24 protein-coding genes are annotated in these 26,816 nt (G+C 67.2%); 15 read left to right on the forward strand and 9 right to left on the reverse strand.

Features of this window, described 5'->3' with window-relative positions:
• Position 1 precedes the first annotated feature (1 nt).
• Positions 2-2,434 (forward strand): GmrSD restriction endonuclease domain-containing protein, encoded by a 2,433-nt coding sequence (locus BM342_RS14000; protein ID WP_177232203.1) that lies wholly within the window; start codon positions 2-4, stop codon positions 2,432-2,434.
• A 41-nt stretch (positions 2,435-2,475) separates the two neighbouring features.
• Here the strand turns inward: BM342_RS14000 and BM342_RS14005 are convergent, their stop codons facing one another.
• Both BM342_RS14005 and BM342_RS19650 read right to left on the reverse strand, forming a co-directional pair.
• Positions 2,476-3,249, reverse strand: a complete 774-nt coding sequence (locus BM342_RS14005) for a nuclease-related domain-containing protein (protein WP_218154949.1) — start codon at positions 3,247-3,249, stop codon at positions 2,476-2,478.
• Between the two features lie 103 nt (positions 3,250-3,352).
• Entirely contained in the window at positions 3,353-3,856 is a 504-nt protein-coding gene (locus BM342_RS19650) for a hypothetical protein (protein WP_143109888.1), read from the reverse strand.
• A 236-nt stretch (positions 3,857-4,092) separates the two neighbouring features.
• On the opposite strand from BM342_RS19650, the gene BM342_RS14010 reads away from it, so the two are divergent.
• Positions 4,093-4,524 (forward strand): DUF1761 domain-containing protein, encoded by a 432-nt coding sequence (locus BM342_RS14010; RefSeq protein ID WP_092967248.1) that lies wholly within the window; start codon positions 4,093-4,095, stop codon positions 4,522-4,524.
• Positions 4,525-4,668: 144 nt separating this feature from the next.
• On the opposite strand, the gene BM342_RS14015 is transcribed toward BM342_RS14010, so the two are convergent.
• The 4 genes from BM342_RS14015 to BM342_RS14030 all read right to left on the reverse strand — a co-directional run bounded on the left by BM342_RS14015 (position 4,669) and on the right by BM342_RS14030 (position 10,586).
• The gene (locus tag BM342_RS14015) at positions 4,669-5,718 is read right to left on the reverse strand and encodes an Eco57I restriction-modification methylase domain-containing protein (protein WP_092967250.1); all 1,050 of its coding nucleotides are present in this window, start codon (positions 5,716-5,718) and stop codon (positions 4,669-4,671) included.
• Positions 5,715-8,972: a DEAD/DEAH box helicase gene (locus tag BM342_RS14020; protein WP_255368815.1), complete on the reverse strand. Its 3,258-nt coding sequence runs from the start codon at positions 8,970-8,972 to the stop codon at positions 5,715-5,717. Before BM342_RS14020 ends, BM342_RS14015 begins: the two co-directional genes overlap by 4 nt.
• Positions 8,973-9,000: 28 nt before the next feature.
• Positions 9,001-9,651 (reverse strand): DNA methyltransferase family protein, encoded by a 651-nt coding sequence (locus tag BM342_RS14025; protein ID WP_143109889.1) that lies wholly within the window; start codon positions 9,649-9,651, stop codon positions 9,001-9,003.
• 344 nt (positions 9,652-9,995) lie between these two features.
• The gene (locus BM342_RS14030) at positions 9,996-10,586 is read right to left on the reverse strand and encodes an HNH endonuclease signature motif containing protein (RefSeq protein WP_177232204.1); all 591 of its coding nucleotides are present in this window, start codon (positions 10,584-10,586) and stop codon (positions 9,996-9,998) included.
• Positions 10,587-10,769: 183 nt separating this feature from the next.
• Between BM342_RS14030 and BM342_RS14035 the strand changes: the two genes are divergently transcribed.
• The 9 genes from BM342_RS14035 (at position 10,770) to BM342_RS14075 (ending at position 20,457) form a co-directional block, all read left to right on the forward strand.
• On the forward strand, positions 10,770-11,858 hold the full coding sequence (locus BM342_RS14035; RefSeq protein ID WP_177232205.1) for a C-terminal binding protein: 1,089 nt from the start codon (positions 10,770-10,772) through the stop codon (positions 11,856-11,858).
• Positions 11,855-12,328 (forward strand): cupin domain-containing protein, encoded by a 474-nt coding sequence (locus BM342_RS14040; RefSeq protein WP_092967258.1) that lies wholly within the window; start codon positions 11,855-11,857, stop codon positions 12,326-12,328. The genes BM342_RS14035 and BM342_RS14040 overlap by 4 nt, the downstream gene beginning before the upstream one ends.
• 132 nt (positions 12,329-12,460) lie before the next feature.
• Positions 12,461-14,251: an ABC transporter permease subunit gene (locus BM342_RS14045; protein WP_092967260.1), complete on the forward strand. Its 1,791-nt coding sequence runs from the start codon at positions 12,461-12,463 to the stop codon at positions 14,249-14,251.
• Positions 14,248-15,396 (forward strand): ABC transporter ATP-binding protein, encoded by a 1,149-nt coding sequence (locus BM342_RS14050; RefSeq protein ID WP_092967262.1) that lies wholly within the window; start codon positions 14,248-14,250, stop codon positions 15,394-15,396. Before BM342_RS14045 ends, BM342_RS14050 begins: the two co-directional genes overlap by 4 nt.
• 173 nt (positions 15,397-15,569) lie before the next feature.
• Positions 15,570-16,667, forward strand: a complete 1,098-nt coding sequence (locus BM342_RS14055) for an extracellular solute-binding protein (RefSeq protein WP_092967264.1) — start codon at positions 15,570-15,572, stop codon at positions 16,665-16,667.
• Between the two features lie 156 nt (positions 16,668-16,823).
• Positions 16,824-17,786, forward strand: coding sequence for a 2-hydroxyacid dehydrogenase (locus BM342_RS14060; protein ID WP_177232206.1), 963 nt, complete (start codon positions 16,824-16,826; stop codon positions 17,784-17,786).
• 67 nt (positions 17,787-17,853) lie between these two features.
• The gene (gene kduI, locus BM342_RS14065; protein ID WP_092967268.1) at positions 17,854-18,687 is read left to right on the forward strand and encodes a 5-dehydro-4-deoxy-D-glucuronate isomerase; all 834 of its coding nucleotides are present in this window, start codon (positions 17,854-17,856) and stop codon (positions 18,685-18,687) included.
• Positions 18,688-18,793: 106 nt separating this feature from the next.
• Positions 18,794-19,600, forward strand: coding sequence for an IclR family transcriptional regulator (locus BM342_RS14070; RefSeq protein ID WP_092967270.1), 807 nt, complete (start codon positions 18,794-18,796; stop codon positions 19,598-19,600).
• A gap of 134 nt (positions 19,601-19,734) precedes the next feature.
• Positions 19,735-20,457, forward strand: coding sequence for an SDR family oxidoreductase (locus tag BM342_RS14075; RefSeq protein WP_304528494.1), 723 nt, complete (start codon positions 19,735-19,737; stop codon positions 20,455-20,457).
• 59 nt (positions 20,458-20,516) lie between these two features.
• On the opposite strand, the gene BM342_RS14080 is transcribed toward BM342_RS14075, so the two are convergent.
• On the reverse strand, positions 20,517-20,855 hold the full coding sequence (locus BM342_RS14080; protein ID WP_092967274.1) for a nuclear transport factor 2 family protein: 339 nt from the start codon (positions 20,853-20,855) through the stop codon (positions 20,517-20,519).
• Between the two features lie 101 nt (positions 20,856-20,956).
• Here BM342_RS14080 and BM342_RS14085 point away from each other — a divergent pair, with 101 nt between their 5' ends.
• The gene (locus BM342_RS14085) at positions 20,957-21,577 is read left to right on the forward strand and encodes a hypothetical protein (RefSeq protein WP_143109890.1); all 621 of its coding nucleotides are present in this window, start codon (positions 20,957-20,959) and stop codon (positions 21,575-21,577) included.
• A 320-nt stretch (positions 21,578-21,897) separates the two neighbouring features.
• Entirely contained in the window at positions 21,898-22,380 is a 483-nt protein-coding gene (locus tag BM342_RS14090; protein ID WP_143109891.1) for a hypothetical protein, read from the forward strand.
• 84 nt (positions 22,381-22,464) lie between these two features.
• On the opposite strand, the gene BM342_RS14095 is transcribed toward BM342_RS14090, so the two are convergent.
• Positions 22,465-22,857 carry a DoxX family protein gene (locus tag BM342_RS14095; RefSeq protein WP_092968660.1) on the reverse strand — a complete coding sequence of 131 codons (393 nt, stop codon included), beginning with the start codon at positions 22,855-22,857 and terminating at the stop codon, positions 22,465-22,467.
• Positions 22,858-23,127: 270 nt separating this feature from the next.
• Between BM342_RS14095 and BM342_RS14100 the strand changes: the two genes are divergently transcribed.
• Entirely contained in the window at positions 23,128-23,511 is a 384-nt protein-coding gene (locus tag BM342_RS14100; RefSeq protein WP_092967280.1) for a DUF2834 domain-containing protein, read from the forward strand.
• A gap of 9 nt (positions 23,512-23,520) precedes the next feature.
• Here BM342_RS14100 and BM342_RS14105 read toward each other — a convergent pair whose 3' ends face one another.
• Positions 23,521-24,570 carry a LacI family DNA-binding transcriptional regulator gene (locus tag BM342_RS14105; protein WP_092967282.1) on the reverse strand — a complete coding sequence of 350 codons (1,050 nt, stop codon included), beginning with the start codon at positions 24,568-24,570 and terminating at the stop codon, positions 23,521-23,523.
• A 155-nt stretch (positions 24,571-24,725) separates the two neighbouring features.
• Here BM342_RS14105 and BM342_RS14110 point away from each other — a divergent pair, with 155 nt between their 5' ends.
• Positions 24,726-26,699 carry a discoidin domain-containing protein gene (locus tag BM342_RS14110; protein ID WP_092967284.1) on the forward strand — a complete coding sequence of 658 codons (1,974 nt, stop codon included), beginning with the start codon at positions 24,726-24,728 and terminating at the stop codon, positions 26,697-26,699.
• Positions 26,700-26,816: the final 117 nt, after the last annotated feature.

Genomic DNA, 26,816 nt, shown 5'->3' on the forward strand with positions numbered 1-26,816 from the left:
TGTGAAGACTGAAGTCCGTTCGCCCATGGAGGTGTTCCACCTTCCCCAGCATCTCGTCATCCCCCTCTTTCAACGGCCGTACGTTTGGGATGAGGCGGATCAGTGGGCGCCGCTCTGGCAGGACGTTCGACGTCTGACCGAACTCAGGCTGCGCGAGGTTTTCGCCAACCCGACCCACTTCCTGGGGGCTGTGGTTGTGCAGGCCCATGAGATTCAACAAGGGCACATTCCAGCCAGCAACATCATCGACGGTCAACAGAGATTGACTACGCTGCAACTCCTCATGGATGCGACCGCCGCCGTGCTCGACGAGGCCGGGCTGGATGCGCTTGTCGGTCAACTTGAGGCGCTGACTCACAACCAGGCGAACTTTGTTGTTCCGGGCGAGAGCCGCTTGAAACTACGCCACACGAATCGTGATCAAGCGGCATTCGCTGAGGTGATGAGCACCGAGCCGCCCATCGATCACTCCACTCTGAAGCACTCAGGCTCGCTGATTGTTCGTGCGCACAAATACTTCATGGCCGCCGTAGCAGAGTGGCTTGGCGAGCCGGAGACAGAAGGTTTCGCATCGCGAGCTGACGCTCTTGTCATTGTCCTTACGCGAGGACTCCAGCTCGTAAAGATCGACCTCACCGCGGAGGAGAACTCGCAGGAGATTTTTGAAACCCTCAACGCAAGAGGTACTCCGCTGACTGCCGCTGACCTCATCAAGAATTTCGTGTTCCAGCGGCTAGCTGCCGAAGGGGTCGACACCAAACGTGCCTACGCCGACGATTGGCCGTTCGACACCAAGTTTTGGGAATCTGAGATTAGTGTGGGTCGCTATCTCGTTAGCCGCAGTTCGTTGTTTCTCAACCAATGGCTGGTTGCGCGAACGGGAGAGGAGATCGGTCCACAATCGACATTTACGCGGTTCAAGTCGTACGTGGAGCACGACGGCGGCCAGCGGATGAGCGAACTCTTGCCCGTCATCAAGGAACAAGCTGATCTCTACGAGGCGTGGACCGACGCCGCTGGAGATTCGAACCGGCAGTTGACGCCCGTCGAGATGGCCGTTTATCGGATGCAGGCGAACGGCATAGAGATCCTGAAGCCGATGCTGATCTGGCTCCATACGCCCGAAAGGAACCTTTCGGCTACCGTCATCAACGACGTCGTGGGCGCGGCGGAGAGCTGGGTTGTGCGCCGCCAGATGCTCCGTCTCACAGGTTCAGACCTTGGCCGCATTGTGGCGGATATTATCCGGGTGAACAACGAAGCTGACCCGGCAGAGCTCGCCGAGCGAGTCCGCGTCCACCTTTCTCGGCTGAACGTATCGAGCACGTATTGGCCTGGAGATGACGAGGTCCGTTCTGCGCTTTCCGTTGAAGCGGTGTATCGCCGGTTCAAGCGAGGTCGTCTGCGCATGATGCTCGAAGCTATCGAGGACGGGTACCGATCCCACACACAGCAACCTCAGGTGTCTCGTCGCGGGTATCCGATTGAGCACGTTCTTCCTCAGAAATGGGAAACGAGCTGGCCTGCCAACGGGCTTGAGGCTGAACAGGAGCGCGCTGCTCACATTCATCGGCTCGGTAACCTCACTCTCCTCTCGGCGCAGTTGAACTCCAAGGTGTCCAATGGGCCATGGGGGGACAAACGGGAAGCGTTCCGTGAGCACGACACGATGCTGTTGACGAGTCGGCTCCTCACCACAACTGCGGGTGGCGATTGGGACGAGGACGCGATTGACGCGCGAACACAGGTCATGATCGAAGAACTGTTGCGCATATGGCCGGTACCCGTCGGGCATGTCGGCGAGGTTGTGGACCCCATCGCCAAGGAGGCCGACACGACCGATCTCAAGGACCTCCTCGTCGCAGGGGTCCTGGCGCCCGGCACAAGGCTGGCGCCACGGCCAGGCGCGTATGCGGAAACTGAGGCAGTGCTTCGTAGCGACGGTTCGCTCGAAGTCGATGGCAAGAAGTTCGACACGCCATCCGGTGCTGCGAAGCACGTGCGAGGGGGCGCAACCAACGGGTGGTATTTCTGGCGGCTAGCCGACGGACGAACGTTGCAGGATATTCGCGCCACGCATCGAGGTAGACCGGATGCGTCGAGCGGCGCGTCCTTCGATTGGTCGCCGTTGCATGAAATCCTCGAATCGCTACCCGCGGGTCGCTGGACCTCCTACGGCAACCTTGCTGACGTCATAGGAACTGCAGCACAGCCGCTCGGGGCTCACATCTCGAGTTGCAGGCAATGCACCAACGCGCATCGAGTGCTCAAGGGCGATGGTGCGGTTGCTGCCAAGTTTGCGTGGAGTGATCCTCGAGACACCCGTAGCCCAGTGGACTTGCTTCTCAGTGAGGGTGTTCGAGTCGTCGGGGGCAAGGCTGCACCTGGCCAAATGTTGGGTAGCGACGAACTCGCTGCGCTAATGGTTAAGTAGCGCCTCGACTTCCCCCCCCGAACATTCGGGAACGCCCACGCCTACGAGGATGGGCCGCTGAGCAGGGTCGCGAGCGGCATCCATGAAGCGACCACCAGCCCGAGGAGGAGTGCCGCGATCCAGAGCCGACGACGGAGCCGCGCCTGCCCGACCGCGGCGCGCAACGCGTCGAACGCGGCGAGATCGACGGGCTCGAGCACGGGTGCGTCGTGCCAGGTCTCGGGGCGAGCCGCGGCATCTGTCATCGCATCAATCTCAGATGGCGTGAGCACGACCGGGCCCGTGGTGAGCCGATCCACGAGCTGCGACTCGGCGAGTACGCACACGGTCGCCGGCTGCTCGCGGATCGTCAGACGCCGCGCCGCGACGATGACGATCATTGGCATGACCGCCACCGGAGTTCCCGTCGCCGCGGAGAGGCGCTGCGCAGCCCGCTTCGCCTCGAACTCGGCGTTGCGCAGGTGGTCGGTGCGCTGCCCGTTCACGAGCAGGCGCTTGGCGCCGACCCACACCTCCTTGCCCTCGTGGTGCTTGGTGTTCATCGTGAAGACGCCTGACGGACCGATCACCACATGATCGATGTCGCTCGTGCCCTTGCCGACAGGCACCGCGTGCAGCACGCGCCAAGACGGACCGAGCCGTTCGAGACGTCGGGCGACTTCGAGCTCGCCGATCGCCCCCAGGTACCACGACTGCGACTCGCTCGACAGCGGCGATCGGCCGAACGCCCGGGCGAGTGTCGAGCGCAGCGGCACGAGCGTCTGCTCGCGCAGGCATTCCGCGATGACGGATGCCGCGGCCGGGCGATCCGCCAAGGAGACCGCGTTCGTTTGGCTCGAGTCGTTCACGTTCGGGTTAGGGGTTGCGTTCAAATCGCTGGTCTCAGAGACCTCAGTGATCTGCGGCCGCTTGCACTGTTCATGCTTCCGCTTTTCTAGAGCTTCCGCGGCTTCCAGGTTCTGGCAATGCGAACTTCGTCTGGATCGACAGCGAGGCCAGTGAATCAATCCACCGGGTGCGAAGCTCGTTGAGATGCAGCCAGTATCCGTTCGGGTCGCGCCGAGCCTGGTCGAGGTAACGATTGGTCGCGCGCGCCATGTCGTCGAGCGGCTGCTGCATTGGCGAACCAGGCCGAACCGCGCGAGAGGCGTCAATGATGGCTTCCCGAGCGTACGTGACGGATGCACGGCAGGCCTCTAGGTCGTCGGCCCGATACTGCTCGGAGGTGTCAACACGAACAGGGTTCGCCTCCATGAACGCTCTCCGACTGGCGATGATGTTCGCGAGATGGCGGATCGCGTCCCGTTCGCGAGTTCGAAGCTCGTACCGATAGGTGCCGAATGCGATCCAGACTGTCAGGAGGGCGCCAAGTGTCGTGGCGATGAGCACCACCAGCAGGTCAGGCCAGAAGGTATTCGGCAAGGCGTCTCCACGTGTGATTGATTGCGAGAATGCTGCTCGATACTCTCAGCCGCTCCGGTGACGCGGCATGCCCCAATCGAGGGTGAGATGCGTTTCGGAGTACGGATCGAGCTGCTCTGCGCCGGGCGGCGCGCTGCTGGGCGGCGATGCCGCGGCGCGAGTACGCTCGAGCAGTATCCGTTCGCATTGACCTGACTGATCGATGAGCGCGGCACGACCGCGGCGAGGAGGTGGAGATGGTCCCCGAGATCAACTACTGGGCTGTGCTGCTGGCGACGCTGTCGAGCATGCTGGTCGGCTCGATCTGGTATGCCCGCGGCGTGTTCGGCACTCGCTGGGCCAAGCTCGCGAACGTCGACATGGACCGCCCGGGCGCGAGCGCCGTCGGCCCCATCATCGTCACCGTGCTCGTCAGCTTCGTGACCGCCTGGGTGCTTGCCGGCGCCACGACCATCGCATGGCACTTCTACGGCGGCAGCTACCTCGGCTCGGCCCTGTTCACAGCCGTCATCCTCTGGGCCGGTCTGACCGCTGCGCGCTTCATCACGCATGATGCGTTCGAAGGGCGTCCGTCGTCGCTGACGATCATGAACATCGCGCATGAGCTGGTGACGCTCGTGGTGATGGGGCTGATCATCGGGGTATGGCCGCCCGCGGGGACGGTCTAGGCGAGTCGGTGGCGGGTAGTGCCGCTGGTGGGCAAGCGGCTCATACCCGAACGAGCTGTCCATTGGTGTGAGTTCATCGCCGCCGGGGTTCCGAACGAAGCTTTTCCGGCGCAACGGCGTACCGCGTGATCAGAGGGGCCATCGCTATTCCATCGGCTTCACTTTCCCGTCGATGAACGCGATCTCATCGGGCTCGAGACCGAATTTGGCGAAGAGCTGTCGATCAATCTGAGCGATCGACTTCGACCAGTCGATGTCGGACGCTGCGGTGAAGTCGATCTGAGGCACGAACTTCCATGTGCTCGCTGGGTTGTGCTGGGTGACCTTGAGAACACCGAGCATGGTGCGTGCGAACTTGGATTTCACGTACTTCAAACAAGCCTCGGCCTCGGCCTTCGTCTCGAATGCCCCGATCGTGATGAAGGTCTGCGTAACCGCGACATGCGGTTCACCAAGCATGGGTTCACCGAGAATCAGGGCTGGCGCGTCGCCGAACTTTCCGAGGTGCCCCCGAGATGCTGGCGCAACAACCTTGTACGTGTCGAAGTTGCCAGGCCCTGTGATGTAGTCGCTCCGGATCCAGCGGGTGGCCCGCTTCTTCCCATCGAGCCCGAGCACACGAACATAGGACCCGCCGTCTTCAGGTCGTTCGCCGTAGAACGCGAATTCAAACTGATCAAACGCGTTAGTGCTGATCAGAGCTTCATTGCCTGCGGGCCGGAGGGCGCGAGCACTGGGGTTCTCGTCGTAGAGCTTTGTGGAGTACCTGTAGGAGCGGGAACTCGTGATGGTTGACTCCATGGAACGGATGCCTGACCCAGCAACCTTGTGGACGATTGTGTTGAGCTCGGGGTAGTGCGTAAAGGTGCCAATCGGTTCGCCTTCACGCTCGGCGTCCCGGTAGGTCACCGCGATACCGCCGTTGATGATCGTGCCCGGAAAAAGGTCATCGCTGTTCGGCACGTAGTAAGGGACGCTGAGGTGCGGGTCGGCGAGCATCTGGGCGTTCCACGCCTTGGGCGTGAAGCCAGCATTGAATAGGAAGCGTGCCGGCGTGATGAGCACGACCTTCCGACCGACCTTGTACGCCTCTTGCATGAACAGGTGGTACACGGGGGTGTCCCGAGTCCCACCGCCCTGTGCTTCCTCCTGGTAAGGCGGGTTCCCGATTACGACGTCGAACTTCTTGCTCATAGTTGCGGCCCTTCCGTCAGCATGGCGTCTAGGGTTTTCACGCGCTCCGAGTCGGACATGCGGGCAAGATCGCCGACTTCAAAGTGACCTGATTCTTCGATCCAGATCCTGCGTTCCCCGACACCGCCGGAGACGGCCTCGAGTGTGATGCGGTGCAGGATCTCGTTGTGGCTCATCTCGAACACCTGAGTGGTCAGGATATGGTGCAGCCGCTCATCTTGGTCGGGGATAACTTCGGCGAGGCCCGTGTCGAGGCGCCGCACTAGCTCCATTAGAAAGAGGCCCGCGGTGGAGAACAGGTCTGCGAAGGTCTTGGTCGGGTCGCTGAAGATGCCTGGGTTCTCGGTCTCGAGGGTGTCGACCATCATCTTCACAACTGGCTGCGGGGTGAAGACCAGTGAGGTCTTCTGGTGCGGGATGTAAGCGAAGATGTTCTCGGTCTGCGCCTCGTCGAAGTAGTCAGCCAAGGCCTCCTTCTTGTCCAGGAACTCCTGGACGGCCTGATCGAAGACCGACTGGTCGAACATGCCTGGAATCCTGGTGATCGTGCCGTCTTCTTCGGTGATTTCCTGGCCGTCGCGCAGGAGTCGGAACTCAGCTTCGGTGATCCCGGTGATCTCTTCGAAGACGTCATCTGGAGTATTTTCGTCGAAGTTCGAGAGCCGCATGTCGCGATCGCCGTACGCCATGAGGAACATTGGGATAGTTCGAGCGAACCCGCGCAGGTGGGAGCGGGCGTCGTCCATGGTCTGGTTCGCCCGCTTCTGCTCCTTCTTGGTCTCCTCGCGCGTGACGACGTCGGGCACGATCGCGTCCATGGTCGTCTCGACAATGGTCAGGATGCTCGCCTTGAAGGTCTCATCCTGCTCGACGAGTTTGGACTCGACGACCTTGGCTTCCGCTTCAGTGGGCGCGATCGCCCGTTCGTGCTCAAGGTGATGAGTGGCGATCCGGTGCTCGGTGTATGCGCGCTCGACCTGGTTCTTGACGGCCTGCTCGGTGCGCTGCACGTCGCGCTGGACCTGCGCGACAGTGAGCCCGTAGGTGTTCTTCAGTTCCTCGCGCTTCTGCTCGCTTTGGTCGGTAATCGCCTTCGCGATCTGCATCGCAGCCCTGTGCGCCGGCATCTCGGGCGTGACGGTCGGGATGCTCTCGATGCTGTAGACCGGTTTGCCGAGCTCTGCGATCTTCGGATTTATGACAGTGTTCACATCCACCTGTACCTGTCCCGCCCCATCGGTGACGGGAGGCGGGTTTGGGATCTCGAGGGGTTGCCCGTGAACGACCTTGCCCTGCTTGGCGGTCGGCAGCTTGTCGAGGATCTCTTTAACGTGCTCGGTGTACCGGAAGATGCCGGCGACGTTGGCGAACAGGAGATTCGACAAGAAGCCCCGCCGCACCACCTCGCGGGCCTTGAAGACCTGCGGGAAAGTAAGCACTTGAGTTGCGTCGAGCTCGACCATCCGCCCCTCGGAATCCTCGCCGAGCACCGGGAAGAAGTTCAGCAGCCGGCGGATGCTTTCCTGCCGGGCCTCCTGGTCCTGCGGTGGGCTTGGGTTCAGGTTGTTGGCGAACGCGTCGAAGATCGTCAGCGTGCGTTCCGGGGCGAAATCGAAGACGTACGCGTTTTGCTTCTGGAAGACACTTCCGGCGCGCTCGAACGTGCAGGGGTTCTGCGCGCGGAACGCCGCCTGCATGTACAACGCCGGCGAGGACAGGTTGGACAGCATGATGACTGCGGTCCATTCGGGAACCGTGACGCCCGTGGTCAGCTGTCCCACCGAGAGTGTGATGCTCTTGCCGCCCGCTTTCTCGGCCTCTGCGATGGCCGTCCGCACCCGATCCAACGACTTGGCCGAAGCGATCGGGTCCGCGTCATCATCTGAGCGACCGTCGCCGGCGGCGAGGACAATCCTGTAGTCCTTGAAGACGTCATGGCTATTGAGCAGCCTCTCCAGCGCCTTCGCCGACGCGACACGGTTGAGCAGCCAGAACGAGTGTCGGATTTCGTTGCGCAGCTCCGGCGTGGAGAACGGGTACTTCTCGTTGGTGGTCAGGCAGTCGAGGAACTTCTTGACCTCTGTCTCGTGCTCAAAGAAGCCGTTTTCCTTGGTGGCGAAGAACTCGTTGAGATCGAAGGCGTAGTCAATGTTCGCCTTGTCCTCGTCGATCGCGACACCCTCGCTCAATCGGTCGGAAATCATCCTTGAGAGCTGGTAGGTCAGGAGGTTGAGCTTGGGCAGCGAGGCGTACGGGTTCTCCTGGCCATCCTCGGCCCAGTTCTCGCGCGCACTGTGTTCGTCCTCGTACGTCCAGTTGAAGATCTGGTCCTGCTCGAACTTCCCGGCCGCAAGCGCCTTGAACGGGGTGCCAGACAGGTGCAGCGTCCATGTGCGCTTGATGTGATCGAACGCGACATCCGTCTTGACAGTGTCGACTCCCTCGTGGGCTTCGTCGACCACGAGGAGGTCCCAGTCGTACTGGGATATGTGCCGGAGCTTGTCGTACGAGCCACCGTGGTATTTCGAGCCCTTCAGGTCCTGCAAGGAGAGGAACTCCACGATGCGCGGGTCCTCACCGGCATGCTGCGTCACGAACGTACGCCACTGTTCACGCTTCATTGGGTTCCGGCCTTCCAACGAGGGAGAGTCCGAGACGAACTGGAATGTTGTCTGGTGGGCGATGAACCGGGTGAAGTCGTCGAACCAGGAGTTCGCGATCGCCGGGCGGTTGGTAACGATGAGGACTTTCTGAACGTCGAGGGTCAGCATCAGGTCGTAGGTAGTCAGGGTCTTGCCGAAGCGCGGCTTCGCGTTCCAGAGGACCTCGTCCTTGCCGGTGTGGAAGGCGGCGACAGCTTGGTCGATCGCTGCCTGCTGCTCGGGCCGGAGGATGTAGTCATCCTGCTCGGGGCTCTGCGGAACACCGCCGGTTTCGCTCGCGTATTCCTGGAAGTATTGCAGCGAGGTTTTCGGCGCCGGCTCGAAGTGATGCCACTCGGTGCGCTTGGGTTGGGTCTCCCGCTCCACGCCCTGCTGCTTTAGGTAGGCGTGTAGGTCCTTGTCGGTGAATCGACCGCCGGCTTCCGAAGTGAAGAACGCACGCTGGGACCAGAGCTTCTTTTTCTCTACTGCGAGCTGCGAGGCCTGCTGCGCGATGCGCGCGTCGGCGCTCTCTTGCTCCGTGTAGCCGATCTTCTCCCACCCTTGGTACTTCGGGATGTCCGGGGTCGTCCAGGAGTAAATGAGCGGCACGATCTCACGGAATGTGCGAATCTCCGGACTAGGCACTCGCCCTCATTTCCTTGTGGACCTCATCGATCCTGCAGGCCTGATAACTCTCGTACAAGGTGAAATCGAAGAGGTGCTGCTCCCGCAGCGAAGCGAGCGTGAAGGGCTCGCGCTGCACCATCCCCGGCGACGCGGGGATCCGATTCCACCAAGAGAACTGGATGTCCTGGCCCTGCGCGTCGCGGCCGGCCAACGTGTCACCTCGAACGATGTTTGTGGCTATGAGAAAGTTTGCAGCGCCCCGCAGGCTCGTTCCCGGGTCGCAAGGGATACCGTGGCGCTCGTGGAAGTGCACGAACTCGGCGAGCATTGCCTCATGCGCATCCAGGTGGTTGTCCTCGAGCAGCTCGACTCCGTAGACAGAGGCGACCGCGAACAGGGACTCCGTCGGCCACTGGTCGTCGGGGAGGTTCCGCTCAATCGCGCGAAGCTTGCGACGCAGGATCGCGACGAGGAAGTTACCGTCGCCGGCGGCAGGCTCGAAGAACGTCTTATCGACGAATCCGGGCCCGGCCTCCAGATCATCCCGGACCAGGTCGAGCATTTGCTCGACCATCTGGCGCGGCGTGAACACCTCGCCATAGGCCTTTACGCGATGTCGCGATTTCACAACCGATGGTTCGTCGGCACTTGAATCCGCCACGCACGTCACTCCTCTACCTGCCCCGATGGGAGCAAGACCGATCTCGTTTGCCGGCGCTCCGACGTGGGGCGATACACCGGCGCGAATCAGGCTACCGCGAGCGCGAGTCCGACCCAGGCGGGATGGGCGCGACGTAGCGCCCGAGATAGCCCGAGCCGTTCCAAGTTTGTGCATCAGGGAACACAGTTCCACAATCTCTGGCGTTCGTAGGCTTATACCTGCGTCCCCAATTTAGGGGTGGTGTGACCTTTCAGCTGCAAGAGCCGAGGACTCGGACGTCGAGGTTTGCCACTTGCGGCCTCGGAGTACATGCGGACGCATTTCGAAGTTGGATGCCTCGTGGGCTAGTGCGCTTGAGTAGTGGTCGCCCGGCTTGCCTCGGTGACGCGCGCCCGAATCAACTCGACCGTTTCTTCCGCGTTTCGCATGGCGGCGATGATCGCGGCGTGGTTTCGCCAGTGCTGCTCCCAGAGGTCGTGGCCAGCCACGTCCCGAAAGTCGATTCGCGTCGGCACTTCCCATCGCTCGTAGTCATCCAAGCGTGCTGCGCGCTGCTCGAGGTTCGGTATCCCGCGCGTCGCGGGAGAGAGTCGCGCTGAGCTGAACATCCACGCCCGCCACGGCTTGTTGCCCTTGCTTTGGTTGCACTTGCCGCAGGCCGGCACGAGATTGTGGATTTCCGAGATAAATCCGGTCGGCTGTTTGTCGACGACGAGGGGACGAAGATGGTCCCACTCGGTCGGAGTGTCGCCGCAGTAGGCGCAACTCACGACTTCTGACATGTCGAGGATCTGCAGCGCCTCATCGACTTGTGCTTCGGTCGGCGCGATCACGGGGATGATCCCGTTCACGAACGAGTTCGTGATGCTCGACGAGCGCCCTGTGATCCGAACAGGTTTAGGCATCGCGAAGCGGAAGAGAGCGGCAGCGGTCACAGTTCCCACCATATGAGCCAGGGCTGGCGCTGGGCCGCGTAAACGCTCATGCCAAGTCCGACGCGGCGCCGCGAACCGGACCATTTGTCCTGTCTTCATCTGACGACTCTTGTGCCTTGCGAAGATTTTGGAATACCATTCCAAAAATTGCAACGACGAAGGAGTGGTGGTCGAGTGGCCGGGATGCAGGACGTGAACAGCGGGCAGCCGCTGCTCGAGGTGCTCGACTCGTCGTACGGGAGTGTCGACGTCGAGGCGGGGGCCGCGGCATCCGTCGATGTGCGCGTTCGCGACGCCCGCGACGCGCGCGCCGCCGGCAACGGCGACACCAACACCAACCCCACCCCCGCCGACGGCGTGCTCGTGCAGTACGCCGACATCACGGCCGAGGTCATGGACGCGAACCCCACGTGGAAGGTCATCGGCCGGTACGGCGTGGGCGTCGACACGATCGATCTGGCCGCGGCATCCGCTCGGGGGGTCGCCGTGGTGAACGTGCCCGACTACTGCGAGGAGGAGGTCGCGACGCATGCGGTCGCCCTCATGCTCGACGCGAACCGGCGCATCACCGCTGCCGACGCGCTCGTGCGCCGCGGCGAGTGGGCCGACTGGGCGCAGCTGCGGCCCATCGCACCGCTGTCGACGGCGACGCTCTCGCTCATCGGGGTGGGGCGCATCGGGCGCGAGGTCATCCGGATGATGACGCCGTTCGTCGGGCGCATCATCGCGCACGACCCGTACGCCGGCGCGAGCGAGGGTATCGAGCTCGTCGACCTCGACACCGCGCTCGCCGAGGGCGACGTCGTGAGCCTGCACCTTCCGCTGACGGCCGAGACGCATCACCTCATCGGCGCCGACGCCATTGCGCGCATGAAGCCGACCGCGACGCTCGTGAACGTCTCGCGCGGCGGGCTCGTCGACGGCGCCGTGCTCGCCGCGGCCCTGCACGACGGGCGCCTCGCGTTCGCCGCCCTCGACGTGCTCGAGACCGAGCCGCCCACGGCCGACGACCCGCTGCTCGCCGCGCCCAACACGATCATCACGAACCACCTCGCGTGGTACTCCGAGGCCTCCGAGCAGCGCCTGCGCGCGCGCCTCGCCGAACGCTGCGCGGCGGTGCTGCGCGGGCGCGACATCCCCTCGCTCGTCAATCGCCAGGGACTCGCGGATGCCGCGGCCGCCGCATCATCCGAAGCAGGCCGCCACGCGGTATCCGTCACCACCGAAGCCGTCACCGCCCCCACCGCTGTCCCCACACTGGAGCACTCATGAGCCTCGCCGCCGACTACACGCCCGCAGAACTGCGCGACCTCGCGCTCGAGCCGACCGGGGCGCCCGCCCGGGTGCTCGCCGGTGACCCGCAGACGGCCGAGCACGTGCTCGCCGTGCGCGACGGGCTCGAGATCGGCGTCTGGGAGGTCACCCCCGGGGAGTTCGCCTCGGCCAAGCCCACGAGCGGCGAGGTCATGCAGTTCCTCTCGGGGGAGGGCTCGATCACGCACGCCGACGGTTCGGTCACGCGCATCGCGCCCGGCTCGGTGCTCGTGCTCGAGCCCGCCTGGACCGGCACCTGGCGGGTCTCCGCGACGGTGCGCAAGGTCTACACGATCTTCGACGCGGCGCCCGTGGCGGCGACCGCGACGACCGCGGCGACCGATGAGGCGGCCGCCGGCACGACGGCGACCCAGGTCGCAGCCCCCTCCGAGGCATCCGAAACCCGGGGGAACACCGCCGACATCTGACCGAAATGCAATTTCGGTACGGTGTTTCAAAATCCAAGGAACAGCCCGAACGGCCGCAACGGCCCGAACAAGCTGACCCGATCCTGACTCCACAACCTGAACACGAACCGAACAGAAACGAGAGGAGCTGATATGACCGCGACCGACGCCCCCACCCCGACGACCCCCCTGGCGATCAACGCCGACCCGGTCATCAAGCGACGCATCGGGGCCATCGCGGCCCGTGTCGCACTGCTCGCCCCCGTCGTCGCGATCTACCTGGTCTTCTTCGTCTGGCCCATCGTCAGCGTGCTGCTGCGATCGCTGAGCCCCGACGGCAAGTTCGACGCGGCTGCGCCCGTGATCGACTTCTCGAACTACCAGAAGATCTTCGTCGACGATTTCCTGCTGCGCATCGAGTGGCGCACGGTGCTGCTCGCGATCAACTCGACGTTGTTCACGGTGCTGCTCGCGTTCCCGACCGCGTACTTCATCTCGCGGCTCTCGAAGCGCACCGCGGGCCTGCTGCTTCTGCTGATCCTCGTGCCGTTCTGGGTCTCGATCGTCGTGCGACTCTTCGCGGTCACCTCGATCCTGAGCCCCAACGGCATCGTCAACCAGCTGAGCCTCGCGCTCGGCTTCGGCGAGACCTCGCTCCTCTATACCCAGGCCGGCACGCTCGTCGGCACGGTCATGTACCTGCTGCCGTACATGGTGCTCGTGCTCTACGCGGGCATGACCTCGGTCGACGACAACCTCGTGCTCGCGGCCCGCACCCTCGGGGCGTCGTCGGTGCGTACCTTCTTCACCGTGTACCTGCCCATGGTGCGCGGATCGATCGTGAGCGGCGCGCTGCTCGTGTTCATCCTCGGGCTGAGCTTCTTCCTCGTGCCGGCGATTCTCGGCGGCCCGCAGGAGCAGACCATCTCGGTCTACATCCAGCAGCAGATCGACGTCTACCAGTGGGGCATCGCGAGTGCCATGGGCATCCTCCTGCTCATCGCCACGATCATCTGCTACGTCGGCGTCGTGAAGGTGGCCGGCAGCTTCCAACCGGGCGGCATCGGCCCGGCGCAGGCCAAGGGCGTCAGCACCTCGCTGCCGTTCAAGTGGTCGCCGTGGATGGCGGTGTCGGCCGTCGTGAGCCTCATCACGATCGCGTTCCTCGTGATTCCGGTGCTCTTCGTCTTCCCGCTCGCCGTCGGCGAGACCGGCACGGTCGTGTTCCCGCCGCGCGGGTTCACGCTGCGCTGGTTCGCCGAGGTCTTCACGAGCCAGACCTGGCTCGGCCCGATCTGGCAGAGCATCATCGTCGCGATCGGCACCGCGGTGCTCTCGGTCGGCATGGCGCTGATCCTGGCCCGCACGACGAGCCGCATGACCTCGACGACAGGCAAGGCGCTCATCGGCGGGCTCGCGTTCGCGCCCATCGTGACCCCGGCGATCCTGCTCGCGATCGGCATGTTCGACGTGCAGCTGAAGCTCGGCCTCACGGGCTCGGTGTTCGGCCTGATCCTCGCCCACACGATCATCGCGTTCCCGCTCAGCTACGCCCTGATCAGCGCGGCGATGAGCTCGGCCGACCGTGGCATCGAGTCAGCGGCCTGGACCCTCGGCGCCTCGCGCACCCGCGCCTTCTGGACCATCGTCGTGCGCGGCATCATGCCGAGCGTCGTCGGCGCGTTCGCGATCGCGTTCGTCACCTCGTGGGACGAGGTCGTGCTCGCGCTGTTCATCCAGACAGGCCCCACCAAGACCCTGCCCGTGACCATCTACAAGTACCTCGAGAGCGGCATCGTGCCCACGGTGCCCGCCGTCGCCTCGCTGCTCGTGCTCGTCGTCGTGCTCATCGTCGTCGTGCGCAGCGTGACGAATCGTGCGACCGGCCGCCGCGCGGCCGCCCGGAACTCGGCCCAACCCCCGGCCCGACAGGAGAAGCCATGACCCTCTCGACCGCCCGCCGCGCCCGCGGCGCCGACGCCACCACCGCACCCGCAACGGGCGAACGCCGCGGCGAGGTCGTCGTCTCCGACATCGGCCTCGACTACAACGGCGTGCCCGCGCTCGCCGACACCGACCTGCACGTGCACGCCGGCGAGTTCTTCACCCTGCTCGGCCCCAGCGGCTCGGGCAAGACGACCCTGCTCCGCATCATCGCGGGCCTGCTCGACCCCGCGCGCGGCACCCTCCACATCGATGGCACGGATGTCACGCGCACGCCGACCCAGAAGCGCGACATCGGGTTCGTCTTCCAGAACTACGCCCTCTTTCCGCACCTGACGGTCGCCGAGAACATCGAGTACGGACTCAAGGTGCGCAAGCTCCCGGCCGCGAAGCGGGCGAAGCGCGTCGCCGAGATGGTCGACCTCGTCGCCCTCGGCGGGTTCGCCGACCGCTACCCCGCCCAGCTCAGCGGCGGCCAGCAGCAGCGCGTCGCCCTCGGCCGCGCGCTCGCGCAGAACCCGCGCGTGCTGCTGCTCGACGAGCCGCTCGGCGCCCTCGACCGCGGACTCCGCGAGGAGCTCGGCGCCGAGGTGCGCCGCATCCAGCAGGAGTCGAACACGACCGCCGTCTACGTCACGCACGACCAGGAGGAGGCGTTCATCCTCTCCGACCGCATGGGCGTCATGCGCGACGGCCGCATCTGCCAGCTCGGCACGCCCGAGCAGCTCTACCGCGAGCCGAAGGACCTCTTCGTCGCGAAGTTCCTCGGCAAGACGAACCTCTTTCCGGGACACCTCGTCGGCGGCGACGGCGCGACCGCGACCGTGCGCGTCGGCGACCACGATCTCGTCGCACGCGCCAACCCGGCGATCACGGGTGACGACGTCGTGTGCTCGGTGCGCCCCGAGCAGCTCGTGCTCGGGGCGGCCGGCAGCGGCGCGGCCGTGCCCGCCGGGCTCAGCCGGCTCGCGGGCGCGGTCGTCACCGAGGTGCGCTTCCTCGGCCAGCGCCGCAGCATCCACCTCGACGCCTCGGGCATCGCGTGCTCGGTCGACCTCGACCCGGCCCTCCCGGCGCCCGCGGTCGGCGACCACGTGTCGCTGCTCGTGCGGCCCGGCGAGGTCGCGCTCGTGGCGGCCGAGTAGCCCGCGCCGACCCACGAGGCCGGCCCGCGGCATCCGACCCACCTGCATCACCTTTCTCAACACCGCACCAACACGGCACGCATCACCGCAAGGACCGCACCACAACAGCACGCACCACCCAAAACCACAGCACGCACCACACCCCAGCACCACGAGAACCCCAAGGAGCAGCAATGAGAACCATCCGTCGTCACCGCCTCCTGCTCGCAGGAGCCGCGACGATCGCCTCGGCGATCGCCCTCACCTCGTGTTCTTCCGCCGGAAGCGACGCCCCCGCCGAGGACGGCGCCATCAGCGGCGACATCCTCTTCTACGACACCAGCGGCGGCCAGGTGTGGGAGGAGCTGAACTCGACCCTCTTCGCCGACTTCACCGCCGACACCGGCGTGACCGTGACCGACGACTACAACGAGGCCGCGACGAAGTTCTTCGCCGCCGCTGAAGCCGGCCAGGTGCCGTGGAGCCTCGCGTTCCTGCCGACCGTGAACGACGCCGAGAAGGCCGCCGACGAGGGATACCTCGCGAAGATCGACACGTCGATCGTGCCCGTCGACAAGCTCGTCGAGGGCACCTACAGCGACTACGGCATCGAGGTCGGCACGTTCGGCATGGTGCTCACGTGGGACGACGAGGCCTACCCCGACGAGAAGCCCTCCGAGATGGCCGACCTGTGGGACCTCGAGAAGTTCCCGGGCAAGCGCTGCTTCTTCAACAACCCCCAGTACGGCTGGACCCTCGAGGCCGCCCTGCTCGCCGACGGCGTCGCGCCCGACGAGCTCTACCCGCTCGACGTCGACCGCGCGCTCGGCAAGCTCGACGAGATCAAGAGCGACATCACCTGGTGGACCAGCGGCGCCCAGTCGATCGAGTCGTTCGAGAACGGGTCGTGCGACATCGGCATCCTCTGGGCGAACCGCGCGTTCGTCGCCGCCTCCGAGAACGGCTTCCCGGCCTCGATCACGTGGAACCAGGCCGGCTACTCGAACTCGGTCTGGTCGATCCCGGCCGACGCGCCGAATGCGGCCGCCGCGCAGCAGCTGCTCGCCCACGTCATCGAGAACACCGAGGGCCAGATCGCCTTCGCGAGCAAGGTGCCGACGCCCATCCCGGCCTCGGTCATCGGCCTCGAGCCCTCGTCGTTCCCCGACGACGTGCAGCAGTTCCTGCCCATCGGCGACAACGTCACGAACTCGATCAAGCAGGACGTCGGCTACTACTCCGAGAACATCGACGCCGTGCTCGACCAGTTCAACCGCTGGCTGGGGGAGTGATCAACGGCTGAGCGGATGCCGCGGCCGGCCGCTCGTCGGCCGCGGCACCCGCTCGGCTGAACCCCGTCTTCACGAGACATCCGCACGACTGCACCACTGAACCACTGAATGACCCGAACCACCAGAACCACCGCCGGAACCGAAGGAGCCGCCCTGATGCGCATCGTCTGCATCGACACCGAAGCCCAGTACCGCGAGATCGTCGAGCGAGACGTCGTGGCGCCGCTGCGCGCCGCAGGCCACGAGTTCGCATGGATCGAGGGCGGTCGGTTCGACCGCCCCGAGGAGGCCATCGCGGCCGCCCGCGGCTTCGACGCGCTCTACGTCATCGGCGACCAGGGGCCGCTGCCCGCTGGTCTGCTCGAGCGGTCGTCGGCCATGAAGCTCGTGAGCTTCGTCGGCACGGGCGCGCGTCGCTTCGTCGACATGGCGGAGGCCGAGCGTGCGGGCGTGACCGTGACGAACGTGCCGGACTTCGCGAGCCAGAGCGTCGCCGAGCACGCGATCGCGCTCATGTTCGCGGTCGCGCGTCGCGTGGTCGAGGGCGACGGCATCGTGCGCTCGGGCGGCTGGGCGAAGCACCAGGGCGTGAAGCTGTCGGGTGAGCGCATCGGCGTGATCGGCGCGGGCGCGATCGGCGGCCGCGTCATCCGGCTCGCGAAGGGCCTCGGCATGGAACCCGTGTACTGGAGCCGCACCGTCGACCCCGAGCGCAGCGCCGAGCTGGGCGCCGAGCAAGTGAGCCTCGAGGAGCTCGTCGAGACCTCGCGCGTCGTCTCGGTGCACCTGACCCACTCGCCCGAGACCGACCGGCTCGTCAGCCGCGACCTGCTCGAGCGTCTGCGCAGCGACGCGATCTTCGTCAACACCGCACGCGCCGAGGTCGTCGACGGCGAGGCGCTCGACGAACTGCTCGCCGCGGGCCGCATCTTCGGCGCGGGCATCGACGTGTTCACCGAGGAGCCGCCGGCCGTCGACGGCCTGCCCTCGGTCGCGAGCAACGCCGTGCTCACGCCGCACATCGGGTTCCACACCAACGAGGCCGACGACGTCTTCCGGCTCGCCGCCGAGAACATCGTCGCGTTCGCCGCGGGACGACCGACCAACGTCATCCACTGAGCCGGCGCCGACCGAGCCGGCACCGAGCCATCACCGACCGAGCACCACGGAACCAGGAGCACCACACATGCAGATCCGACACGCCTCACACCCCGCCGACGTCGCGGGGCTGCCCAAGGCCGCACTGCGCGAGCGCTTCGTCGCCGACTCGCTCTTCGTGCCCGGCGAGCAGGTGCTCGTCTACACGCACGAGGACCGCATGGTCATCGGCGGCGTCGTGCCGCTCGCGGGTTCGCCGATCGAGCTCGAGGCCCCCGCCGAGCTGCGCAGCGAGCGCTTCTGCGACCGCCGCGAGCTCGCCATCGTGCAGATCGGCACGTCGGGCACCGTCACGGTCGACGGCGTCGAGTACACGCTCGAGCACCGCGACGTGCTCTACGTCGGACAGGGCACGCTGAGCGTCACCTTCGCGGCCGGCGCCGACGGCGCGGAGGCCGCGTTCTACCTCGCGTCGGCGCTCTCGTTCAGCGGCTACCCGACGAAGCTCGTGCGCCTCCAGGACTCGCTGACCACGCAGACCGGGGATGCCGCGACGGCGAACCGCCGCACGGTGCACAAGCACATCCACGCCGACGGCGTGCGCAGCGACCAGCTCGTGCTGGGCATCACGTCGCTCGAGCCCGGCAGCGTGTGGAACAGCATGCCGCCGCACACGCACGACCGCCGCACCGAGATCTACCTGTACTTCGGCCTGCCCGAGGGGCACCGCATCCAGCACGTCATGGGCGAGCCCGACGACACGCGCACGCTCGTGCTCCAGGATCGCGACGCCGTGATCTCGCCGAGCTGGTCGGTGCACTTCGGCTCGGGCACCACGAACTACGCGTTCGTGTGGGTGATGGCCGGCGAGAACCAGGCCTTCGCCGACATGGACCAGATCCCGGTCACCGCACTCGCCTGACCCGCCTGCGAGCGGGCGAGCGCCCCGCCACGGGCTGGCGCTAGCGTAGGGGCACCACCCACCCTGCGACATCCGCTCACCACTGAATACCGAAAGGGATGCCTCGATGGTCGACACGTCGGAGGGCCGGCGCGACGCCGGCGCCACGGCCGGCACGCAGAGCGTGGACCGCGCACTCCAGGTGCTGCTGCAGATCGCCGAGAGCCCGCCGCCCGGGCTCACGCTCGCGGCGTGCAGCGCCATTCTCGGGTACTCGAAGCCCACGACGCTGCGCATCCTCCGCACGCTCGAGGCGCGGCAGTTCCTGCGGTACGACGACGAGCTCGGCGTCTACACGCTCGGCATGGCGACCGTGCAGCTCGGGTCGGAGTACCTCAACCGACTCGACCTGCGCCGGGCGGCGCTGCCGTCGATGCGCGCGCTCGTCGACCAGACGCAGGAGACCGCGCACCTCGGCGTGCTGAGCGGCACCGACGTCGTCTACATCGAGCTCGTCGACAGCCCGCACCCGGTGCGCGTGTTCAGCCGGGTCGGCGCGGCCGTGCCCGCCTATGCGACGGCGATCGGCAAGGCGATCCTCGCCTGGACGCCCGAGGGTGCGCGGGCCGCGCACGTCACGCAGCCGCTCGAGGCGCGCACGCCGTTCACGCTGCGCACCGAGTCCGAGCTCGCCGACGACCTCGTCGCGACGCGCGAGCGCGGGTTCGCGATCGACAACCAGGAGAACCGCGAGGGCATCAGGGGCTTCGCGGCGCCCGTGTTCGACTTCCAGGGCCGTGCGATCGCGGCAGTCAGCATCGCGGGCCCCGCGACGCGCATCCTGCCCGAGTCGGCCGGCGAGCTCGGCGCCCGCATCGTCGACACCGCGGCCGAGATCTCCGCCTCGATGGGGGCGCCGCGGAGCGGATCATGAGCGGTGCAGCTGTTGCGGCCGGCTCGGCTGTTGGCGCTGCCGCCGGTGCTGCGGCCGGTGCTGCCGTTGACCCCGCGGACGGTGCTGACCCTGCGGTCGGCGCAAGCGCGGCCGGGATCGCGCGTCTCGCGGTCGTGACGGGCGCGAGCCGCGGCATCGGGCGCGCGATCGCCCTGCGGCTCGCCCGCGACGGCGCCGACGTCGTCGGCGTGGGCTCGTCGATCGAGGGGCTCACGGATGTCGCGGCCGAGGCCGCCGCGCTCGGCCGTCGCTTCGATCCGCTCGCCGCCGACCTCGCCGATCCGGATGCCGCGCTCGCCCTGGCTGCGCAGATCACGGAGCGCCACGGCACGCCCGACGTGCTCGTGCAGGCCGCGGGCATCAACCGCCGGGCGCCCGCCGCGGAGCATCCGACCGACGACTGGGACGCCGTGCTCGGCGTGAACCTGCGCTCGCCGTTCATCGTCGCGCGCGAGCTCGGACGAGGCATGCTCGCGCGCGGATCGGGCAAGGTCGTGTTCGTCGCGTCGCTGCTGAGCTTCCAGGGCGGACTCACCGTGCCGGGCTACGCCGCGAGCAAGGGCGGCATCGCGCAGCTCACGAAGGCGCTCGCGAACGAGTGGGCGGCATCGGGCGTGAACGTCAACGCCGTGGCGCCCGGCTACGTGGCGACCGACATGAACGAGGCGCTCCAGGCCGACCCGGTGCGGTTCCGCCAGATCTCGGAACGCATCCCCGCCGGGCGCTGGGCGACGCCCGACGACATCGCCGGCGCGGTGGCGTTCCTCGCCTCACCCGATGCCGCATACGTGCACGGCGTCGTGCTGCCGGTCGACGGGGGCTGGCTCGGGCGCTGAGCGGCTCGGGGAGTGCCGCGCAGAGCGGGGGCGTACTACTCCCGCCGACGCGCTCCGCCTCAGTCGGTCGGGGCGATGACCACCCGGCGCAGCTTGTCGCCCGCGACGGTGAACGTGATCGGGCCGGTGCCGTTGTACCCGCCGCCTGAGACGGCGAGCGTCGCGATGACGGTGTCTGCGGCATCCGTCGCCTCGATGCCGACGAGCTCGAAGTGCGCGCGCTTGCCGATGTTGTCGGTCTCGTTCCACGAAGCGATGCCGTCGCGGCCGTGGAAGACCCGGCCCCAGTCGTCGAGGCTCGCGTCGTCGGTGAACCCGTCGAGGAATGCCTCGGTGTCGCCGCGGTTCGTGCTGTCGATGAACGCGCGGAGCGCGGCGGGCACGTGGTCGTCGGTCATGGCGGCTCCTGTCGGTCGGTGCATCCAGTGTGCGCGCGTGCGCGTCGAATCGCACGGGATCGGCGGATGTCGGCCCGCCCGGCCAGGCCTGTGGAAAGCGGATGTCGGTCGTCGCCGCATCACCTACGGTGGACCGCATGCCCGGCGCTCCTCGAAAGTCCTCCCTCCCCATGATTGCGGGGATCGCCGTGGTGCTCGCGGTCGGGCTCGCCGGGTGCAGCGGCGAGCCCGACCCCTCCGGGGAGGAGGCGACCTCGTCGCCGTCGCCGACCGCGGTTGCGCCGGTCTTCGGGTCCGACGAGGAGGCGCTGGCGGCGGCGGTTGAGGCGTATGAGCGATACCTTCGCGCTCTTGACGCGGTCGCATCGGGCGCACAGGATGCGCCTTACGTTCTCGAAACGGTCACGGAAGAGTATGGGGTTGAAATCTCTGATTCCCTCCAGAATCTGAGGGATCAGGGGCTTCGACTGATCGGCGACACCTCGTTCGACTCCGTGGAATTGGCGGAGCTGGCTCAGGGGGCTGAGGGCGTCACGATGACGCTCTACGTCTGTCTCGATTCGAGCGGCACGGAAGTCATTGACGCTAACGACGCAGTGGTGACACCCGCCAATAGGCAGGCGCGCACCCCGCTGATTGTGTCGATCACTTCCGCCGAGGAAACGCCGGAGAAACTGCTCCCGAATGGATCTGACGAGTGGCGTGGCGACGACTTCTGCTGAGGGGCGCGGTGGTCGCGATTGTCGGCGTCGCGATTTGGTCCCCGACACTAGCGTCTGCTGACGAGCTCGACTTTGCGACGGGGCATCTGACTTCATCGGCTGCGGAACTCGAGGCCGGACAAGGTACCACTGGCCGTCCCCCGCATCCCCCGACTGCTGTGGATCCCGGGGCCGAGATACCGAATGCCGAGTCGGAGTCAGTGGTCGTCGAAGTACCTCCTCCCCCTCCAGTCCCCGTCAACTGCAGCCCGCTCGATCCGACGGATCCGTGCCGGGTCGACGTGGGGGAGCCGGTGCCCGAGGTTCCAGGGGAGCCGACCGTGACGCTTCGCGACATCGCGTCGTTCCGACCGAGCATCGGCGGTGATGTGATGGAGCCGAACGGCTGGGCGGTCGTCGGGCTCCCGGCGAACTTCGTGTCGAGCACGTCCGGGCCGCAGACCCGCGCGGGCAGCCTGCTCGGCAGGCCGGCCGCCGTGCGATTCACGCCGGTCGGGTACGCGTGGGCGTCGAGCGATGGCGGGCGCGCGGCATCCGCTGGTCCTGGTGCGACGTGGAGTCAGCTCGGGCTTCGCGAGTTCACCGCGACCGATACGAGCCTGGTGTTCGAACGGTCGGGAACGTTCGAGGTGCGGCCGACGATCACGTTCGCGGCCGAGTACCGGTTCGACGGGTCGGCCTGGCGTGCGATCGACGGCACGCTCGAGGTACCGGCTGCGCCACGGTCGGTGTTGGTGGGCGAGTTCGACACCGTGCTCGTGGCGGGCGACTGCCATGCGCGGCCTGACGGCCCAGGCTGCTGAGCCCCGGTCGGAGGCACGACGCCGAGCCGGACCGAGACCCACCGCGGCCGAGCCGGACCGAGCGCCCCACCGTGACGGGCGACTTCAGCGGTGCGAGTCGGGCGCGGTGCTCCACAGCGCCCACGCGACGAGCACGGGCTGCAGGAACAACCGCACGAGCCTGGCGCGATCGGTGCGCAGCATCGGCGCCGAGCGCCCCGTGCGCCACTGGTGCACGTTGCCCGGGAACACCGCGACGAAGAACGCCGCGATGATCGCGCCCATGCGGCGCCGCTCGCGGGGCAGGCCGATGACGGCGGCGCCCATGAGCACCTCGGCCGCTCCGGATGCCACGACGACCGCATCCTTGTCGATCGGCGCGTGGTCGACCACCCAGTCGGGCACCACGATGCGATAGCCCTTGCGGGCCCAGAACAGGTGCGAGAGTCCGGCGGCGACGAGCAGTGCGGCCAGTGCCCACCGCGCGATCGCGCGCAGCACGGCGAGCGGGCCCGGTCGCGCCGACGAACCGATCCGCCCCGCAGAGCTGGCCGACCGATTCGAACGGGCGGGCAGACGGGGTCGGGTGCGACGCGGCATCCGGTCAGTCTCGCATCGGATGCCGCGGCCCGGAGCCCGTTGACACCGCGGCCGCCCCGGGTTACGCACGCGGCTGCCGCCGGGTTACGCACGCGGCCGCATCCGTCGCACTCGCACTCCCGCGCACTCGCGCTGGCCGCGGCCAGAGCCACGCAGCAGACTGGCGTCATGACTCCGCGCTGGACGCCCCTCGCCGTGACCTACCTCGTGATCGCCGTCGCCGGGCTGATCGCGGCCATGACCTTCAACGCGCTCGCCGTCGTGCAGATGCAGGACTTCCTCGGCGCCTGGTTCGACGGCGGGCCGGCCGTGTCGTCGCTCACCGTCGACCTGCTCGGCGTGGCGGTGGCGGGCAGCATCCTGATCATCGTCGAGGCGCGCCGGCTCGGCATGCGGTTCGGTTGGCTGTACGTCGTCGGCGCGCTGCTGACCGCCTTCACATTCACGTTCCCGCTGTTCCTCGCGATGCGCGAACGGCATCTCGCCCGAATAGCCACCGCCGGCGACCGGTCCGACCGCGTCGCCGGAAGCGCTCCGGCCGACGAGGTCTGAGCGGGCGCGTCAGCGCGGGCCGCGCACGGGCGCGGTCGACTCCCGCACCACGAGCCGGGTGCCGAGCTCGACGTGCAGCGCGTCGACGCGCTCGTGCGAGATGAGGCGCAGCAGCTGGGTGACGGCGAGCCGGCCCATGTCGGCGAGCGGCTGCCACACCGTCGTGAGGCCGGGGGTGGTGGCGCGGCTCAGGTCGCTGTCGTCGAAGCCGACGACCGAGACATCTTCGGGCACGCGGAGCCCGGCATCCTGCACGGCGCGCATCGCGCCGACGGCGACCTTGTCGTTGAAGCACACGAGCGCGGTCGGGCGGTCGGCCCGCGTGAGCAGCTCGGCCGCTGCGACACGGCCGCTCTCGACATCCGCCGAGACCGACGAGACGAGCGCCGGATCCTGCAGCACCCCGACCTCCGCGAGGGCGGCGGTGTGCCCCGCGAGGCGCTCGCGGCTGACCAGCCACTCGTCGGGGCCGGCGAGCACGCCGATGCGCCGATGCCCGAGCTCGAGCAGGTGCGTGGTCAGTGCCCGGGCGCCCTGGTGGTGCGCCGCCGACACGACGACCGAGCCCTCGGGCGCGCGCGTGCGCGGATCGACGATCACGAACGGGAATCCGTGACGGCGCAGCGCGCCGAGCTCGGCGGCGTCTTCGGGCGGCAGGATGAGGATCGCCCCCGAGGTCTCGGCTCGCATGGGCATCTGGCCGAGCGGATGCCGCGACTGCGACGATTCCCCCGCGTCGAGCAGCATGGGGCGGGCGTTGGCCGCGAGCTCCTCGGCGATCGACGAGACGATGAGGCCGAAGTAGTCGGTGAGTACGTACGGGCAGCGCACGAACACCGGGCCCCCGGTCTGGCGGCTGTGGCCGCGGGCGATGGGCGCCGCAGAGCCCAGTCCCTCGAGCGCGCCGAGCACGAGCTCGCGGGTGGCCGGCGCGACCTGCGCGTTGCCGTTGAGCACGCGCGACACGGTCGCGATCGAGAGGCCGGTCGCCTCGGCGACGTCGCGCACCGACGCGCGGGCGCGCGGTGGGAGGGGCGCGGATGTCGCGGCACCGGCCATGCGTTCACCACCCCTTGACGCGCGTGCGGGCGGCGAGCAGGATTGCAGCGCAACGTTACACGAACGTTCCAATTGTTACATCCCGAACCACCGAACGCAAGACCCCGCGCGCACGACCGGTGCGCGATCCGAAGCACTCGACGAGGAGGCTTTCCATGAAGACGACGACCAGGCTGTGGGCGGGGGCCGCGATCGGCGCCCTGCTCGCGGCATCCGTCACCGCGGGCGCAGCGGGCGCCGCGCCCGCGACCGGCGCCGCACCCGCGACCGCGACCGCCGCGCGACAGGGCAACGGCGACACCCCGCAGGCCCAGGTGTGGCTCACGACACTCGACCGGGCGAACCTGCTCACGCCGCAGGCTCCGCTGACGTTCGGCGACACGCGATCGGCCGATCCGACGATCGTGATCGACCCCGAGACGACCTATCAGAGCATGGACGGGTTCGGGGCGTCGATCACCGACTCGTCTGCGGCCGTGCTCTTCGCGCTCAGCAAGTCCGAGCGCGACGCGACCATGACGAAGCTGTTCGACCCGGTCAAGGGCATCGGCGTGAGCCTGCTGCGACAGCCCATCGGGTCGAGCGACTTCACCGCGGCATCCGCTCATTACACCTACGACGACGTGGCGCCCGGCAAGAACGACTACCTGCTGCGCAAGTTCAGCATCGCGCACGACGAGGCGCAGATCCTGCCGTTGCTGCGCCAGGCCAAGAAGCTCAACCCGGCGCTGAAGATCGTCGCGACGCCGTGGAGCCCGCCCGCGTGGCTCAAGACCAACGACGCGCTCGTCGGCGGGCAGCTCGAGCCGGGCACGATCAACGCCGCGGCCTATGCCGCCTACCTCGTGCGCTACGTCGTCGCCTACAAGCAGGCCGGCATCCCGATCGACTACCTGACGATCCAGAACGAGCCGCAGAACCGCGCGCCCGACGGCTACCCGGGCATGGACATGCCGGTCGCCGACCAGGCGCGCGTCATCACGATCCTCGGGCCGCTGCTCAAGGTCGCGAGCCCGAAGACGAAGATCCTCGGCTACGACCACAACTGGGCGACGCACCCGAACGACCTCGCGAACACTCCGCCAGGGCAGGACCCCGAGCCCGACTACCCGGCGAAGCTTCTGCAGACGAAGGCCGCGAAGTGGATCGCCGGCACCGCGTTCCACTGCTACTACGGCGACCCGAGCGCGCAGACCGCGCTGCACGAGCAGTTCCCCGACAAGGGCATCTGGTTCACCGAGTGCTCCGGGTCGCACGGCGTCGACGACCCGCCCGCCAAGGTGTTCAGCGACACGCTCAAGTGGCACGCGCGCACCATCACGGTCGGCGTCACGCGCAACTGGGCGAAGTCGACCGTCAACTGGAACATCGCGCTCGACGAGAACGGCGGCCCCCACCTCGGTGGCTGCGGCACGTGCACCGGCCTCGTCACCACGCACCCCGACGGCACGGTCACGACGGATGCCGAGTACTACACGATCGGCCACCTCTCGAAGTTCGTGAAGCCCGGCGCCGTGCGCGTCGCGAGCACTTCGTTCGGCACCACCGGGTGGAACGGGCAGATCACGGATGTCGCGTTCCGCAACCCCGACGGCTCGTACGTGCTCGTGGCGCACAACGAGAACGACGACCCGCGGGGCATGTCGGTGAAGGTCGGCTCGAAGTCGTTCGACTACACGATGCCGGGCGGATCGCTCGCGACGTTCACTTGGCCGGCATCCGGCGCCTTCGACGACGGACTCACGCCCGTGTCGATCGACGGGGCCACCGCCACGGCGACCTCGGCGGCGGCCGACGCACCGCTTGCCGTCGACGGCGATGCGTCGACCCGCTGGTCGAGCGAGCAGGCGCAGACCGCGGGCCAGAACCTCACGGTCGACTTCGGCGCGGCGAAGACCTTCAGCCGCGTGGCGGTCGACTCGGGCGGCAACCTCGGCGACTACGCCCGCAGCTGGTCGCTCGAGGTCTCGAGCGACGGGTCGACGTGGACGACCCTCGCCAGCGGGGCCGGCACAGGGCAGCTCACCGAGGTCGACGTGCCCCCGACCACGGCGCGCTACCTCCGCGTCGCCTCGACCGGGGCCGCGGGCAACTGGTGGTCGATCTCGGACGTGCGCCTGTACGGCTGACCGGTCGCGCAGTACTGACGGATGCCCCGTCGCCCGCCGTTTCGTCGTCGGGTCGGCGGGGCATCCGGGTGTCAGTGCCGGTGGTGAAGTCCGATTCCCGCTGTCCGTTCCGGGTGC

The sequence above is a fragment of the Agromyces sp. CF514 genome (assembly GCF_900113185.1).
In the GTDB taxonomy this organism is placed as follows: Bacteria; Actinomycetota; Actinomycetes; order Actinomycetales; family Microbacteriaceae; genus Agromyces.